This is a genomic window from Curtobacterium uvaldense (assembly GCF_028307415.1).
Classification (GTDB): Bacteria; Actinomycetota; Actinomycetes; order Actinomycetales; family Microbacteriaceae; genus Curtobacterium.
Genome location: NZ_JAQMHU010000002.1, coordinates 92,258 through 107,161 on the forward strand (window position 1 = coordinate 92,258; position 14,904 = coordinate 107,161).

The window sequence follows — 14,904 nt, forward strand, 5'->3', positions numbered from 1 at the left end:
CACCCCTTGCATGACGCACCTGTACCACCGACTCACCAGGCAGACCGTCTCCACCAAGATCGACATCGCCTCCGCAATCGACGAGCAGATCACCGACACCGCTGCTCTCGCCCTCATCGCCAACGACGGCATCGACGCCTTCCCGGTCGACGAGATTCTGAAGGACTGGTCGAGCTTCGGGACCGGATTCCGGATGGAACCCGTCGTCGCCGATCAGTCCCACCCAGTCTTCCTCGCCCGCCGCAGGATCTTCCACCTCCTCTCCGACCCGGACCTCGCGCTCATCGAGCGCGCGCTGTCCCCACACCGCCGCTTCCATCGGGACACCGTCATCGAAGACGCTGCCTGCCGACTGTCCGAGATGCTCGAGTGGCAGGTGCTGCGTCCGGTCGAGGACGGCGGCCTCAGCCTGATCCGAGCCGCGTCGAGCGGCACGAGCATCGTCGGCTGGGCGAGGAAGTTCCTCGAAGGCCCGAACGGCGCCGGCAAGATCGCATCTCGCGTCGCCGGATCCCGCCCCGGCGCCATCGATGACCTCGAGGCGGCAGCTGCGGCGGGCCACCCCGCGGCTGCGCCGCTGGTGCACTTCGACGTCGAGGCGGTGAGCTGCCCATCGCGCGGGAACGAGGTCTCCCGGATCCTCGTCGCTCGGGCGAAGGCGCTCCGAGCCGCTCCTGCGGGGAGCCCGCAACGCCTCATCGCCGAATCCGCGGTCGCGGCTGAGTCGTTCGGCCTGCCGCAGTTGGACGCTTCAGGATTGTGCGCCGAGGTCGCCGAGGTGCTTCAGGAGGTGATCTCGCGCCGCCCCGAGGTTGTGATGGAGTCACTCAACGCCTGCGCCCGTGCACGTCGCGGCGACGTTGTCCGACAGGGCCCGGACGTGCCGAGCGCTCTCATCGACCTGTGGACGGTGTTCAACGACGACCACATCCTGACACTGCGATCGCTCGAGCGATCCGAGCTCTGGGCCAAGCTGCTGCTGCAGGGCGCCCTCGCCGCACGAACCGTCAGCGAGGACCGCGGTCGTCGCAGGGTGTGAGACATGGCGATTGAACGGCTCACCCTGGAACCCGGACGTGGCTTCGACCCCACTCGCGACGAGCATCGCACGAAGGTGCTCGAAGCGATCGAACCGATGCACGGCACGGGGTGGGCCGTTCAGTCCTTCGACCCGACGACGGGGAACCTCACCCTCGTCCGCCAGGCAGCGGTCACGGAAGTGCTGCGTGACGACAGCAGCGACTCCTACCGAGTCGGGCTCGAACGCGGGACGAAGCCAGCAGACGGCGAGAAGGTCGCCTCGCGCCTCGAATCCGATCCGCAGCATCGCGGGTTCGTGATGACGCAGTTTGACCCGTACCTCGGCACCGCGACCCTCAGCCGGCTGAGCGACCCCGCTCGCCGCTGCAGGGGCGCCGTCTCGACTGCGCTCCGCGTGAAGCCGTGGGAGGTTCAGGTCGCAGACCGCCCTGACGGCGGCTTCGACGTCGAGCTTCCCGGCAGCTACCAGCCGAGCAAGCACAACGCCTCTCTCGAAGAAGTCGCCACCGCGATCATCGGCCGGCCCGGCTGGTACCTGCGGACCGACGCGCGAGCAGGGAGCGCGTCGATCATCCCGGGGGAGCTGCCGACGTTCCCGAACACCGTGGCCTTCCCGGTCCCGCGGCTGTCGACCATGACGACGGAGTTCTCCCCGTTCGGCGTGGCGCTCCCTCCGCCCGGCGAGGACACGCTGAGCGAAGTCGGTATCGACTGGACCGCAGGGCAGATGGCGATGGTCGCCGGCATTCAAGGCGGCGGCAAGAGCGTCGTCATCAACGACGTCATCACGGATTGGAAAGCCGCCGGCGGGGAACTAGTCATCGTCGACATCCCGGACAAAAAGAACGACTTCACCTGGATCAAGCCCTGGGTCCGGCCCGGAGGGTGGGGCTGCGAGTCCGACCTGGCAGCGCTGGCAGCCCTCGAGCTCTGCTACGAGGAAGGCAAGCGCCGAGCGCGCTACAACGAGGAGCACGGTGTTCTCGGCTGGCGCGACCTGGGACCGGGGGAGCGGTACAAGCCGATCCTCATCGTCGTCGACGAGCTCTCCGGCCTCATCGTGACCGAGCGTCTCCCCGCCGGCGTCCCGAAGGACAATCCGGTTGTGCAGCGCAAGATCATGTCGAACCTCGTGCGCGTCTCGATCGAGGATGTGCTGCAGCGCGTCATGCGAGAGCAGCGCGCGATGGGCATGCACGTGCTGCTCGCGTCGCAGGTGACGAACAACAACACCGGTATCGGGCCGAGCGTGAAGGCGCTGATCAACCACGTGTTGCTGCAGGGTTCGAACCAGACGAAGACGCAGCGTGCGCAAGCGTTCTCCAGCGAAGACCGGGTGCCGCTGGTCCCGCAGCACATCGCTGAGGACGCCGGGGCCGCCCGCGGCGTCGGGTGCGCCGAGCTCGGCGGGCAGGCATCCGCTGTGTACAAGGGCTACTACGCGCCCGTCGACGCCCTCAAGTCGGCCCTCGAGGAGCTGCGGGTCCCGACCACGGACAGCCAGGAACCGAGCCCGGCAGACATCGCGCGCTTCGATCCCACCCGCGAGGACGACCTCGACACCCCGCCGCCGCCGTCTCGCGGACGAAGTGCCGCGGGTACCGGTGGCGGTACGCCGAACGTCCGCGGGCTCTCTGGTGCCGCCGCGGCAGCGCACGATGCCGCCGTCGAAGAGGCCGCCGCTCAACGCGCTCGTCGCAACGCCGAAGCCGCCTCCGCGCGCTGAACGCTCACCGACGCTGCATAGGAACACACGAACCCCCGGAACCAGAAGGACACCCTCATGGCCCTCATCAGCACCGAACCCGACTCCGCGCTCGTCCCCACGAAGAACGAGGGCGAGCCGTTCCACTGCGCATTCGTCCGCTCGGACGGCTCCGCGGTCTTCGCCGACACCCTCACCGAGATCACCGCGGCGGTCATCGACGGGTACCCCATCGCGATCGATCCGGACGGACCGACGCTCGACAGCGACGAGGCGCTGATCGCGCGCCTGGACTCCCTGGCTGAACACGCCGCTGGCGCCCAGGCGATCGCGGCCGCCGACGCGACGGCGGCAGGCCGGAAGTTCTCAGAAGACGAGCTGACAGCCATGTTCACGGAGAAGGACCGGGCGGTGGCGATCGCTGAATGGCGCGACGAGCAGACCCCGCTGCTCCTGCTGGCGACCAGCTACGCGCCCTACACCGCAACCGCTCTGCCCACGGGCGCCGCGGTCACGATCCTCGACCCGAGCACTGAGCGAACCTACCTCGAGGCCCTGGCGAGCATCACCGGCTCGGAACTGCTCATCCAGGGCGGATAGGCGGGACGGCATCGTCGCTGAGCCCCGGCACCAGGTTCGTGGTCCTGGTCGGCTTCCTCCTGCTCGCGCTCGTCGCGTCATCGCATTCCCGCCGGTAGCCGTGCGGTTCCCCGCCGGCTCCACCGTCACCTGCCGACGTGAGGCGTGGCAGGTCGTCGGGTACCGCGAGCACACCCGCACCCTCCGCTCCCTCGAAGGCCGCCGCACTATCCACGAACCCGTCGACCGTCTGCGCCCCCGCACCTTGACTTGCTGCTTCAGGTGTCCTGGAAGCTCCTGAGGATGAGTTATCTTCTTCGAGACCCGAAGCTCGGGCCGGAGAGGAACGCTGTGCCACGTCGAACGCTAGGACTCGAGACCTTCCGATGCCGGCCCGGGAGGAACCGAAAGCAGAACTTCGGCGTTCTGGACGACATCGACGGCGTGGGCGCGCTTGAGTCCTTCCACGGACTGTTCGTTGAGTTGAACCGTGACGTGCTCCGGGATGACCGCAAGAGCCGCTACCTCCGGATTGAACGAGTCGCAACGTACGGCCAGACCGTGTTGATCGTGGCGGAGTCGGGGTACTACGGCGAGTCCGGACAGACGATTAACGTCGAGACTCACGAAACCTCTCACCGGCGCACGACGTCTGAGTCGGCGACTGTCAGGACGAGGCTTGCGTTCACCGTGCCACCGGGCTCGACGACCGGTGTCTTCGCAGTCGAACGGCAAGGATCCGGCGGTGCGGGTACGCAACTGATCGACCTCTTCAAGCGCTCAATGGCTGCTGCTCACGGGACTTTCATGTTCGACGTAGACACGGTCCTCGAGGCAGCCGTGTGGGCGGAGGCGGCGGATCTGCTCTCAGTCACCGCGGTCTCCTACGGCTTCGTGCCCGACATCGCCGATGAGCTCGGCGCGGTGGCACAGCCGATCGGTCAGTTGCAGCACACTGTCGTCCCCCAGGGCAAGGACAGGATGCTTCCCAGGTGGTTCTGGGACGCTCTTCGGAAGCGGAAGATCTCGACGTCGCAGTTCATCGGCTTCGGTTCCGAAAGGTCGGTGGACGAGACTATCGTCACCGTCAGGCGGGACGGGCGCGAGAAGACCTTCAAGCTCGAGCAAGAGAAGGTGCCGTCCCTTCGCGTCGTTCTCAACGAGGACGGCTCCCCGGCAATCACCGACACCGAGTTCCTTCGCCAGGCTCAGAGCGAGGCGAAGGACTACTACGAGGGCATGGGTTTGACATGGGAAGACAAGTGGCGGGAAGGACAGTGGTCGTCGGACGCTCTAGCAGTGAGACTGGAGCCGCACGCCGCACCAACGGACTGATCCGCCCACACTTCGCAACCCTCCGCAACGCGGCGAACGGCCGTTACTTGTGGAAGGCGATCGCACTGCAGCTCGGTGCTCCAGTTGCCCTTGCCGCCACTACGTTTGTTTTCAGCGGTCGGGTGAACGACGCCTCAGCAATCGTCGGCGGCGCCTCGGTGCTATCCGGCTTCCTCTTCGGCGTCGTGGTCTACGTGTTTCAGCTCCGGCAGAGCCTCGTTCACGACCCACGAGTCCAGGGACAGGCTCGGCTCCCGGTGCTCATCGACGAGCTATTCTCCAACGTCGTCTACGCCGTCCTGGTCTCGTTCGCACTGACCGCCGCTGCTCTCGTTATCGCTGCGACACAGTCGCACGACGCGAAGGGCGTGCTCGTGCCGACCGAGCCGGTGGTAGCAGCCGCCCTCGTCCTCGTGGCAGCTCACCTGCTCGCAGTCGTGGTGATGTGCATGAAGCGCCTTCGCCGTGCTTACGAGGAGCTCAAGCGAACCCGGGTGGAGTGACGGTCGGACAGCACTGACCCCATGCCCGTGCACGACCCCATGGAGGCCTAGTCGCGGGAGCGTCGGTGTCGGATGCGCAGTGCGTAGATCAGTCGCGCGAGGGATACCGCTAGGTAGAGCGCTGCGATGACGCCGAGCAGCCCGTGGTGATTGAGGAGTGCCACGAGCGCCCAGATCACGCCGACCGCGCTGCCGGCGATGGACCATCCGACTGTCGGTCTGCCGAAAAGCCACTGCGCTCGCTGAGCGGGGCGAGGCTTCTCGTCGTCGCCCGGTCGGCCGTCGTCGCTCATGACGGGACTGTATCGACGCTGTCCGGTTGCCGCATCGGGCAGTCGGCAGGCCGCTCGGCGTCGAACGGTCTACACGGGGGCGCCTAGTCGCCTGCGGGAGGGTTAGGGCGCATCGCCCTCCCGACGATTCGGGTTCGCTGCGAGGCCGATGCGTCCGCATCATCATGCTGGGTCGATCCTGAGCCGGATCGGCTGCCCGGCCGCTCCTGAGAGACGCAGCAGGTCGGCGGACACCGCGGCGTGCGCGTCCTACGTTCGGCTCGTGGAGCTGCACAACGACGACGTCCCCGGCGAGCAGACGCCGGCGCGTCGCGCCCTCTTCACGAGGAGCCTAATCACGGGTTCTATCGCTGTGATCCTCGGCCTCGTGCTGGCCATCGTCGGCCTCGCGCATGACGACAACGTGGTCGTCCCCATGTTGGCGGTCATGGGCGGCGCGCTGGTGCTCGGCTACGACTTCACCAGCGCACGACGACGCAAGCGAGACGTCGAGGGGCCTAACGCGTGACCGGCGTCGTCCTCGCTGGCGCGTTAGTCGTGCTCGTGGTCATCGCCGCCGCCATCCGCCCACGACTCAACCGGAAGCGCCCCGACGAGCATGACCCCGACGAGGACCGCGCTCTGTAGCGGTCGTCGGTTCACGCTCACAGCTTGGCGTCAGTCCCCAGTAGTGGATGCTGAGCCGAGGACCGCCCCCGGGTTCTCGCTCTGTGCTGCGGCGTTGTACCTCGCCCAAGCCTCGATCTGCTGGCGCGTCGGCGTCCCGCCTGCATAGAGGACAGCGACGATCTCGTTGGCGTACATGTCCCGCATCTGCGCGGCGTGCTTGCGCAGTGGCATCGGCCCTCCCCACCTGGTCGTCCCCGCGTCTGGCTCAAGCACGACGTGTCTGCGAAGTCTCCACCGCCGCAGTGCATCGTCTACATCCCCAGTCCGGAGGGCACGGGGCGGTGCTTCGCGTCGACTCGGGCCGGTGACCCCTGCCGGAGATTGCCGGCCGCTCCGTCTGCCGCTTTTGCGGGGGCGCGAACGCGAAGACCCTGCGAAAGCCGCGGCAGTACCGGCGTCGCCGTGCAGACACCCGGGAAGGCCGCCGACGAACCCGAGGTAGCGCTCCTTCGCCTCGGCACCCCGGAGCCGGATCCGCACCGCCCGGTACTCGCCCCTCATCGCCAAGAAGGTCGGAGACCCCGACAGCGGCGTGACCGTATCGGCGAAAGCGGCGAACCCGCGGCAAACGGCGCAAGGGCCGATCCGGTATACGGCCAGTAGTCCAAGGCGCCGCGCGCCACTTCGACACTCGAAGCTGCCGCAGCGGGCACGGAGAGTGACCCAGTGCACCGCGTCGCAGCTTGCGTCGTGCGTTGCATAGAGAGAGACATGACCATTGAGCAGCGGCCCCTCAGCGCAACGAGCGGCGCGGCGCGCATGCCGTCCCACGCTCCGGCCGTAGTCCTCGAGGTGTACGGCGACCCGATTCCGCAAGGATCGATGAAGCCCGTTCCGCGGAAAGGGCAGTCCTACACGCAGCTGGTGTCCGACAACCCAGCCCTGAAACCGTGGCGGGAGCGCGTACGCCACGTCGCGATGCAGACGCAGGCCGCCGCGAACCTCAGGCCCTGGACGCCCATCTCCGGGCCCGTCGTGATCGCCGCTGAGTTCTACGTCGCGAAGCCGAAACGCGCCCCGAAGCGGCGCCGCATCATGCCGGACACGAAGCCTGATCTCGACAAGCTCACCCGGGCCATCTGCGACGCACTGAGCGCAGCCGGGACGTACGAAGACGACGCGCGGATCACCGACCTCTTCCCGCGCGTGCGGTACGCCGAACCGGACTCGGCCCTCGCGCACCCATGGGAGCTCGTTGTGCCCGGCGTGCGCATCGCCGTGTGGTCCGTCAGCCCCGACTGGGGCGACGCGGACGCGCCGCTCGTGCCGTTCGACAGCGCCACCTTCTTCACCGACCTGCAGATGCAGAGGAGCACATCATGACCCAGTCCCCAACGACCAGCCGGAGCCGCCGGCGCACGAAGCTCATCGCCACGCTCACCTGCTCGGCGCTCGTCGTCGGTCTCGGCGTCACCGCTGTGGTCGTCGTCTCGCAAGCTGACGGGCCGGCACCGACCGCATCCGTGAACAGCGCATCACAGCAGCGCGCGGCGGAGACCATCGCCGACGTCTTGGCGCTGCCCGTAGCGGACTACAAGGCAGTCGTGCCCGGCCTCATGCCGTTCAGCAGCACCGTGACCGAGGCCGTCTCCGTCGGCACGATCCGATCATCCGTTCCGCTCTATGGCGCCGACCGCAAGAGGGCCGTCGCTCGCCTGGACAGCACAGACTTCCTCGGCAAGCCCGCCGTGATCACGGTGGTCGACACCCGTGGAGCGTGGTCGAAGATCCTGACCCCCGCGCGGGTCGCCCTGCCGAGTCAACGAGGCGGCGACGCGCCGGCGCAGAGCGCGGCGTGGGTGCAGTCAAAGCAGATCGTCGACACGCATGAGGTGCGTTCGCGCGTAGAAGTCGACCTGACGAACCGCACGCTGGCGACCGTCGCCGAGGACGGATCCGAACAGAGCTTCCCCGTCGCGATCGGAACCGCGCAGAACCCGACGCCGAGCGCCGTGTCCGGCTACTTGGAGGCTCGGTACGTCGATCCGAAGCAGGGCACCGGCGACGAACCGATCCAACTGACATCGCTGCACGCAGCTACCGAAGACACTCCGGTGGCCGGGGGCGATGGAGGGGTGATCGCTGCGCACTACAACGACGTCCGATCTGGTGCGGTCAGCCACGGCTGCCTCCGACTCGATCACGACGCGGTCGCAGCCATCAACGCCCTGCCGCTCGGCACGGTCGTGACCATCACCCCCTGAGCCAGCACCTGTCTGACCCCACCGACATCAAGGACAGATCGTGACCACCCCACCGACCATCGCCGTCCTCGGCAGCGCCGAGCTCGCCAAGGCTCTCGCCGACAACGGATTCCGCACCGTGCACGGACCGGACTTCCGTGCGGCAGCGGCCGCCATCAACGCCGAGCTGCAGACCGCACCAGCAACCCCCGTGATCGCCGACCTCTCGGACGCCGACGCTGACGGCTTCGACCTCTACCTGCGGTCGCTGTCGACGCGAACGCACACCGTCGTCGTCGCGACGCGTCCTCAACACGCCGCCCTCTCCTCAGCTGTCGGCCCGCGGACCGTCGTGGTCCAGGTGCCGGCGACAATCCGCGATATCATGCTCGCCGCTGGGTTTCAAGCAGCAGCGGTCCCAGCCGCGGACATCGTGATCGCTTCGGCCGAGCCGGAACCCGTGGCGCCCGTCCCGGTCCCGGTTCTGCTTCCCACGCCGCTTCCGGTGCAGTCAGCGGCCGTCGCGGTTCCGGCGCCGGACGGTGAGGGGTCAGAGCAGGCGGCGGCGGCGGCCGCTCGAGTCGCGGCAGCCGCCGCCGAGGACGCTCGACTTGCTGAGTCCTGGGCGGCGGCAGACGAAGAAGCGAAGCGGGCACTTGAGCAGACGCACGAGCTGGCCGCGAGCTCGCCGTCTGAAGAGACCGGGGCGCCAGCGGCCGCGACCCCGGCTGCTGAGGAGACGGGCTCCGAGCGGGGGCCGGACGATGATCTGCCGGACTTCCTCCGCGACCTCCTCTCGCCCCAGTCGACCGAGCCGCAGGCGCAGCCCACTCCCGTGGCACAGCGGCAGCCGATGGTGCCCGTCGTCAACGTTCCGGCAGCGCCAACGCCGCAACCGGTGATCGCGCCCGAGCCGGTGCCGACCGATCCCGCTGCGCCCGCCCTTCATCCCGTCGCGCCGCAGCCCACGCCGCCCACGCCGCCCTCAGCGACATCGGCGGCCGGACCGGCGAACAGCCCGGACCTTTCCAGGCCTACCGCGGCCGTGCCGGCGACCGTGCCGGTCGTCCCCGCCGCTCCGACCGTGTCGAGCGTTCCGGCCGCGACGCCGACCGCGGTCATGCCGGGCCTCGGCCCCCGCCGTGGGACGCTCGTCGTCGTGATCGCCGGATCCGGTGGCGTCGGCAAGACCTCGACGTCGATCGACACCGTCAAGGTCGCCTCCGAGGCCGGCCTCAAGGCCGTGATCGTCGACGCGAACCGTGGCCAGCCCGACGTGCACAAGCGCATGCGCATCCCCGAGGGAACGGTGCCCACCGTCTTTGACGTCGTCCGCACCGGCGTTGCCTCCGCAGGCCTGGTGCGGCCGGAGCAGTACAGCCCCTACAGGGCCGCGTCCGGTGCCGCGCCGCTATCGTTCGCGACCATCTTCGGTCCGCCCGCGGATGCAGCGGAGAGCACCACCGCCTCCGCCTACGGGCAGGCCATCGACCATGCGCTCGGCCTTGCCGACCTCGTGGTGGTCGATACGCAGATCCTCGAGTCGACTCAGTCCGACATCTTCACGGAGGTGCTCATCCCACGCCTCCGCGATGGCGGATGGCTCGTCGGGGTTTACGACTCGAAGGCCACGAGCGCCGACAATCTGTTCGAACGCCTCGACGAGCTCGTCGGTCGCGACGGCGTGCCGCGATCTCGTGTTCTCGTAGTCGGGCGCGACTTCAAGGAGTTCCCGGCCGAGGCGCGCGAGGAAGCGGAGCGCGCGCTGCAGACCAACGGCATGTTCGCCGGCGCGATCCTCACCCAGCCGGCCTACCGGCAGGCAACCAACACCGGAGATTTCCGAACCGACCTCCCCGAGGTGGGGCCGGTCATCCGGCACGTGCTGCACGCCGTCACCGGGCAGGAGCGCTTCGCCCCTCGACCCGACGACGACCGTCGGCAGTCGCGCCGTCGCGGACTGTTCGGCTGGATGAGCCGATGACGCGCCGGTCCACCGTCGACACGAGCAGCGGAGGGTGCCCCGACCGTCGACTGATGCGCTCCTGGATTTCGCGGCTGAGCTGGTCGATCGCGGCTGCCGCGGCCGAGCACGATCACGGAAACGAGCTCGGGCGCCGAGAAGCTGCCGTCCTGCTGCCCCTGTGGGGCACAGTGACGGTCGACGGCGTCCGGGTCGAGTCACGCATCATCTGGGGCGGCGGCGAGGTGGTGCGCGTGCTCCGAGGCGTCAGCACGCCGATCTCGTGGCGTACCGCCGAGCGGGAGCAATCGGAAACCACGCGGATCGCCGAGCTCACCGTCTCCCACTCAGGGGAAGTCGTCGTCACTGGCGACTGGCCGGACGGTGCTCTTGCACCCGTCGCCGCGGACTCGCTGTCCGCGGTCGTCGGTGACGGTGAGCTCGCCGAATGGGCGATGCTGGACGCGCTGGAACCCTTCGTGCGCCGTCAGCTGCACCTGGTGAGCATGTCGATCGGCACCGAGCTCGGCAGCTCCGGCGCGATCACGCTGTACAGCGATCCGCAGTTCCAGAACAGCGTCGTCGACGGGCTCACCATCGACCGCCTCGCCGTCAGCATGCTCTACGGACAGATCGAGGAGGGACGGTCCATCCCCCCGCTGACCCGCAACCTCCTCCGGAAGTACGCCTCCGACGCGTCGGCGGTCGCCCGAGTGCCGCTGACGACCTACCTCGAAACGAACGTGCGACGGCAAGCCGACGGCCGCATCCGTTCCGCGATCGGTGACTCCTCGCTCGGTCCTCGCATCCGTCGTGTCGCCGCAACCTTGCGCCCCGACGCGACGCCCGAAGAGGTGCTGGAGCGCTGCCGAGAGATCGGCATCAGCGGCACCGAAGCGCTCGGCATCCGACGCGTGCGCGAGGCCCTGACAGCCCGGCTGCGCGTCAGCTCGCTCGTACCGACACACGCGATGCCGGACGCCGATGAGGACGCCCCCCAGCTACAGGTGCCGGACCAGCGTTCGGACCTGGCGTTTGAGCAGATCGACACCGTCGACGTCGTCGCCGGGTATCAGCGCCGGGTCGGGCTCCAGGACCCGGACGAGCTGTGGCTCGCGTGGCAGCTGGACGTCGGCGACCACCAGCACATCGGCCGCGACGAGTTCCACGCTGCGGCCGCGGAGGCTTGCGCACCCACCGCGACGCAAGGCCGCCGGTGAGTCGTGCAGTCCCCGCTGGGGCGCGTCGGCGTGCACAGACCCTCCTGCTGGTCGCGGAGGGCATCCTCGAGCCCGCCACCGTCGTCGCGATGGCCGCGGAACCCGGCAACGAGGCGCTGCTGCCGCTCCCGCTCGTCGACCTGCTCGCCGAAGAGCCAGGTCACGACCCCGCCGCGGCCGCGAGAGACGTCGCCCTCATGCTCGACGTCACCGGTGCCAGGGATACTTCACCTCAGGATGTGAAACTGACCTGGCTGTTCCACCGCAAGGCGACTCGAGCCCGGCTCCTCTCCTTCGCCGACGTCACACGCAGCAGGCGTCGGCGTTTGACCGGCGAGGGCGACGAACCTTGGCCCGGATTCCCGCTCGCGCCACGACCGAACCAAGGAGCGTAGATGGCAGACCGGCGCGTGGTCGACCCGCTCCTGGCCAGCATCTTCGAGTCCGAGCCCGCAACGCCGGAGCGGTCTCGCGCGATCGGTCGGCTCGTCGCGGTCCTGCGAGGCGGGGGCGACATCGCGCGGTGGTGCTGGCGGTACTCGAGGGACGCCGGCGGCCGTTCCGACACCGCCGAAGAACTCGGCGCCATCTGCGAAGCAGCCATATTCCGGTGGCTGTTCGAGCTGCCGTCCCTCGAAGCGTCGAACCCGGTCGGCGTGGTCCACCAGGTCGGCGTCCGCGCCGTGCACCGGCACGTCTCGCGGGGCGCCGACACGGGGCTGTCCGGCGTGACGGGCCTGCTCCGGCGTACCGCGGCCTACCAGCGCGCCCGTGCCCAGGTCGAGCGTGTCATCGGAGACGGAGAACCGCTCAAGGAAGAGATTTTCGGAGCAGCGCACGTCGAGTCGGGCTCGGCAGAGGAGCGAGAAGGATCCCGCCTCGTCGACGACGAGACCGGGCTGTACAGGGCCGGGGGCGCGCTCTTCTCCGACTGGGAGGGCGCTGCCGCGGAGGCGGGCATCGCGCGTCAGTCGATGCGGCGCGACGATCACGACGATCGCCTCGAAGCGGCCGTGGAGGCGACGTTCGCGCTCTCCAGCATCGTCGACACGATCATCACCGACTACCGCGAGATGACAGGGCTGCTCTGGTTCGCTCTGGTGACCGCTGAGTTCCGCCAGCAGTTCCCAGGCGAGCCTGACGACCTCGCGCGGATCGCGCGCCGCGCAGCGCTGACGGACGCCGTCGCCCAGCGGTACCACGACATCATCGTCGCGAATCCGCGGCTCGACGCAGCCGTCAGCGCCGGTGCCGAAGGCGACATCCTCATCGTCGCTGAGGAGACCGTTCCGGGCGAGCTCGGCTTCGTCACGTACGCCCGCTACTTGATGCGCGCCGTCCTCGCCGCGGAACCAGGCGAAGTTGGGCTGCTGACGTACGCGCACGCGTGGATCAGCATCTCGGCCCTGGACGGTCAAGCCCCCGGCGTCGATCGGATCGCACAGGACGTCCGCACCAACACCGGTGTGAGCATGTCGCAACGGCAGGCGCGCAAGTACGCCAAGGCGCTCGGCAAGGTGCTCGAGGGCGTTCGCGCCGCCGCCCGCCCAGAGCCGCTTCAGCGCTGAGCGACGCCCGCCCGGTTGAACCACTGGTGGTCGCCCACTTCGACGACCAGCCCGCCCAGGATCGACTCGTTGGCATGGCGGCTCGCGACGGACCAGTCGATCGCGTTGAACGGCCATCGGTCGAAGTCGACGGGCTCGGTCTGGCCGTGCTCGGCGATCCGACGTGTGAGCCCTTCCATGTCGTCGAAGCGGCCAAGGTAGCGATCCTGGATGTCCAGGAGCGCCGGGCTGGTTCCCCAGCCGTCTCGATACCACCGGTGCAGTGCGTCGTGAGCGACCGCGACGGGGACGGCGTACTTCGTCCCGAGCGCGATCTCCACGATCCCGATCGCGTCGGCGGTTCCCTGGATGTCCGCGGGGATTCGGCCGGCGCAGCTCATGCGTGCACCTGGCGTTCTGGCGCGACGTCGAGAACGGGGACGTCGTCGAAGCTCAGCTCGGACCAGACCGACTCCTCCACGGCGGTCGACGTCTCGTCGGGCACGAGGTCGTGGTCAGGATCGAACGGCGCGTCCGCATCGCCTGGCAGGAGGCGGTCTTCTTCGGCTACCGCGGCGCAGGGGCGCTCCGCGCTCGGCGGCGGCGGCGCGTCGAACGCGGTATCGACTGCGACCGGCGGCGCCGGCAGCTCGGCGCTCGGGGGCACGCCGTCGTCGAGCGTCGGGCTGCCGGCCTGACGTTCCGGCGGGCGACGCAGCACGAGCCGGATGACCTCTTCGCTCGCAAGGAGGGCGCCGAGCGGTGCTGCCGCAGCGATCACGGATCCGAAGTAGGTCTCCGGGCGTCCGAAGGCGTACTCGTTGAACGCGAGCGAGTGGGCAACGTTCACGACGGTCGAGATGCTGGTGAAGACGTAGAGGAAGACCAGAGACCGCGTCGGGCTCTCTCCCCGGAACCGCCAGATCGAGTACGTCACGGTGTACGCGATGATCGGCCCATCGATGAAGACGGCCGCGAGCGGGTACGCCCATTCGGGAGCACCGGTCCACTCGCCGGCCTCCGTGATGGTCGCGAAGCTGAAGATGTAGGACGCGGTCATGATCGTCGCGACGAGCGCGATCGCGGCAACGGCGACCAAGAACCGGTCGGGGGAGATCGAGGCGGCACGCAGCAGCTTTGCCTCCGCGGGCAGAGGACGCACGCGCTTGCCCTGCCTCACTTGCTGGCCTCGATGGCACGCGAAGTGAGCGAGGCCAGCTCGTTCCGCACCCACGACCGGACGGCGCCCTGCGCGGACTTCTTCTCGATCGACGCCGGCCACGACACGTACGGGTCCGGCTGCGCACCGACCTCCGCGAAGTCGACCGGCTCGACGACCTGCCCGTCAGCGCGCACGACCGTCCCGTCGACGACGGTGTACTCAGTGCCCTTCGGCAGGTCCAGCGTGTCGTAGACCTTCCCGTCGATCGCCGCCAGTCGACCGATAAGGGCCTTGCCCTTCCACGGCACGACCTGCTCGACGGTCTCCACCGCGTCGGGGTGATGCTTGCGCATGTGCTCGAGCAGCTTCGCGTCATTGACCCGGATGGGAGCGTCCTTCTGCGTGACACTGATCGTCCCGAGCGGCGTCCGGAACGATTTGGCGCCGGCGAGCTCGGCGAGGTTCAGGGTGTCCTGCTTCGCGTCGTCCGCGGCCTCCTTGAACGCCTCGGACATCGCGAGGAGTACCGCAACGCGATCGGCCGGCCGGAGCTCACTGACGATGTTGCAGGCGAGCTCAGCGACCTCGGCGGCGTCCGCGTTCCGAGTCGTGTCTACCTTGAGTGTCGCAGCGGCCTTCGGCGCGCGCTTCTTGCGGGTCGTGGGCTTGGCGGTCTCGTTGATGGTCATGATCTGTCCTATGCA

At 68.7% G+C, this 14,904-nt stretch carries 18 protein-coding genes; 13 read left to right on the forward strand and 5 right to left on the reverse strand.

The annotated features are described in order from the left end of the window. Positions 1-10: 10 nt before the first annotated feature. From PIJ49_RS02030 to PIJ49_RS02050, 5 genes are all read left to right on the forward strand, one after another. Complete coding sequence (locus PIJ49_RS02030) at positions 11-1,039, forward strand: hypothetical protein (protein ID WP_271825468.1); 1,029 nt, start codon at positions 11-13, stop codon at positions 1,037-1,039. Between the two features lie 3 nt (positions 1,040-1,042). Beyond that, on the forward strand, positions 1,043-2,767 hold the full coding sequence (locus PIJ49_RS02035) for a cell division protein FtsK (RefSeq protein ID WP_271825469.1): 1,725 nt from the start codon (positions 1,043-1,045) through the stop codon (positions 2,765-2,767). Positions 2,768-2,824: 57 nt separating this feature from the next. After that, on the forward strand, positions 2,825-3,346 hold the full coding sequence (locus PIJ49_RS02040; protein WP_271825470.1) for a hypothetical protein: 522 nt from the start codon (positions 2,825-2,827) through the stop codon (positions 3,344-3,346). A 261-nt stretch (positions 3,347-3,607) separates the two neighbouring features. Next, entirely contained in the window at positions 3,608-4,660 is a 1,053-nt protein-coding gene (locus PIJ49_RS02045; RefSeq protein WP_271825471.1) for a hypothetical protein, read from the forward strand. Positions 4,661-4,782: 122 nt separating this feature from the next. Beyond that, positions 4,783-5,163 (forward strand): hypothetical protein, encoded by a 381-nt coding sequence (locus PIJ49_RS02050; protein ID WP_271825472.1) that lies wholly within the window; start codon positions 4,783-4,785, stop codon positions 5,161-5,163. A gap of 47 nt (positions 5,164-5,210) precedes the next feature. Here the strand turns inward: PIJ49_RS02050 and PIJ49_RS02055 are convergent, their stop codons facing one another. After that, the gene (locus PIJ49_RS02055) at positions 5,211-5,456 is read right to left on the reverse strand and encodes a hypothetical protein (protein ID WP_271825473.1); all 246 of its coding nucleotides are present in this window, start codon (positions 5,454-5,456) and stop codon (positions 5,211-5,213) included. 262 nt (positions 5,457-5,718) lie between these two features. Here PIJ49_RS02055 and PIJ49_RS02060 point away from each other — a divergent pair, with 262 nt between their 5' ends. Both PIJ49_RS02060 and PIJ49_RS02065 read left to right on the forward strand, forming a co-directional pair. Beyond that, entirely contained in the window at positions 5,719-5,964 is a 246-nt protein-coding gene (locus tag PIJ49_RS02060; RefSeq protein ID WP_271825476.1) for a hypothetical protein, read from the forward strand. Then, entirely contained in the window at positions 5,961-6,083 is a 123-nt protein-coding gene (locus PIJ49_RS02065; protein WP_271825478.1) for a hypothetical protein, read from the forward strand. Before PIJ49_RS02060 ends, PIJ49_RS02065 begins: the two co-directional genes overlap by 4 nt. 30 nt (positions 6,084-6,113) lie before the next feature. Here the strand turns inward: PIJ49_RS02065 and PIJ49_RS02070 are convergent, their stop codons facing one another. Further along, a complete protein-coding gene (locus tag PIJ49_RS02070; protein WP_271825479.1) occupies positions 6,114-6,260 on the reverse strand; it encodes a hypothetical protein in 147 nt (48 codons plus the stop codon). A gap of 576 nt (positions 6,261-6,836) precedes the next feature. Between PIJ49_RS02070 and PIJ49_RS02075 the strand changes: the two genes are divergently transcribed. From PIJ49_RS02075 to PIJ49_RS02100, 6 genes are all read left to right on the forward strand, one after another. Next, a complete protein-coding gene (locus PIJ49_RS02075; protein WP_271825480.1) occupies positions 6,837-7,448 on the forward strand; it encodes a RusA family crossover junction endodeoxyribonuclease in 612 nt (203 codons plus the stop codon). A 95-nt stretch (positions 7,449-7,543) separates the two neighbouring features. Further along, positions 7,544-8,329 (forward strand): L,D-transpeptidase, encoded by a 786-nt coding sequence (locus PIJ49_RS02080; protein WP_271825483.1) that lies wholly within the window; start codon positions 7,544-7,546, stop codon positions 8,327-8,329. A 40-nt stretch (positions 8,330-8,369) separates the two neighbouring features. Next, positions 8,370-10,292: a hypothetical protein gene (locus tag PIJ49_RS02085; RefSeq protein WP_271825486.1), complete on the forward strand. Its 1,923-nt coding sequence runs from the start codon at positions 8,370-8,372 to the stop codon at positions 10,290-10,292. A gap of 53 nt (positions 10,293-10,345) precedes the next feature. Further along, positions 10,346-11,491 (forward strand): hypothetical protein, encoded by a 1,146-nt coding sequence (locus PIJ49_RS02090; RefSeq protein WP_271825488.1) that lies wholly within the window; start codon positions 10,346-10,348, stop codon positions 11,489-11,491. A gap of 89 nt (positions 11,492-11,580) precedes the next feature. Then, positions 11,581-11,886: a hypothetical protein gene (locus PIJ49_RS02095; RefSeq protein ID WP_271825490.1), complete on the forward strand. Its 306-nt coding sequence runs from the start codon at positions 11,581-11,583 to the stop codon at positions 11,884-11,886. Next, on the forward strand, positions 11,887-13,059 hold the full coding sequence (locus PIJ49_RS02100) for a hypothetical protein (RefSeq protein WP_271825492.1): 1,173 nt from the start codon (positions 11,887-11,889) through the stop codon (positions 13,057-13,059). Here the strand turns inward: PIJ49_RS02100 and PIJ49_RS02105 are convergent. The 3 genes from PIJ49_RS02105 to PIJ49_RS02115 are packed head-to-tail and all read right to left on the reverse strand — an operon-like array spanning position 13,050 to position 14,889. Beyond that, positions 13,050-13,439, reverse strand: coding sequence for a hypothetical protein (locus tag PIJ49_RS02105; RefSeq protein ID WP_271825494.1), 390 nt, complete (start codon positions 13,437-13,439; stop codon positions 13,050-13,052). The two genes, PIJ49_RS02100 and PIJ49_RS02105, sit on opposite strands and share 10 nt — an antisense overlap. Continuing rightward, a complete protein-coding gene (locus PIJ49_RS02110) occupies positions 13,436-14,272 on the reverse strand; it encodes a DUF2637 domain-containing protein (protein WP_271825496.1) in 837 nt (278 codons plus the stop codon). Before PIJ49_RS02110 ends, PIJ49_RS02105 begins: the two co-directional genes overlap by 4 nt. Beyond that, entirely contained in the window at positions 14,215-14,889 is a 675-nt protein-coding gene (locus tag PIJ49_RS02115; RefSeq protein ID WP_271825498.1) for a hypothetical protein, read from the reverse strand. Before PIJ49_RS02115 ends, PIJ49_RS02110 begins: the two co-directional genes overlap by 58 nt. Positions 14,890-14,904 lie beyond the last annotated feature (15 nt).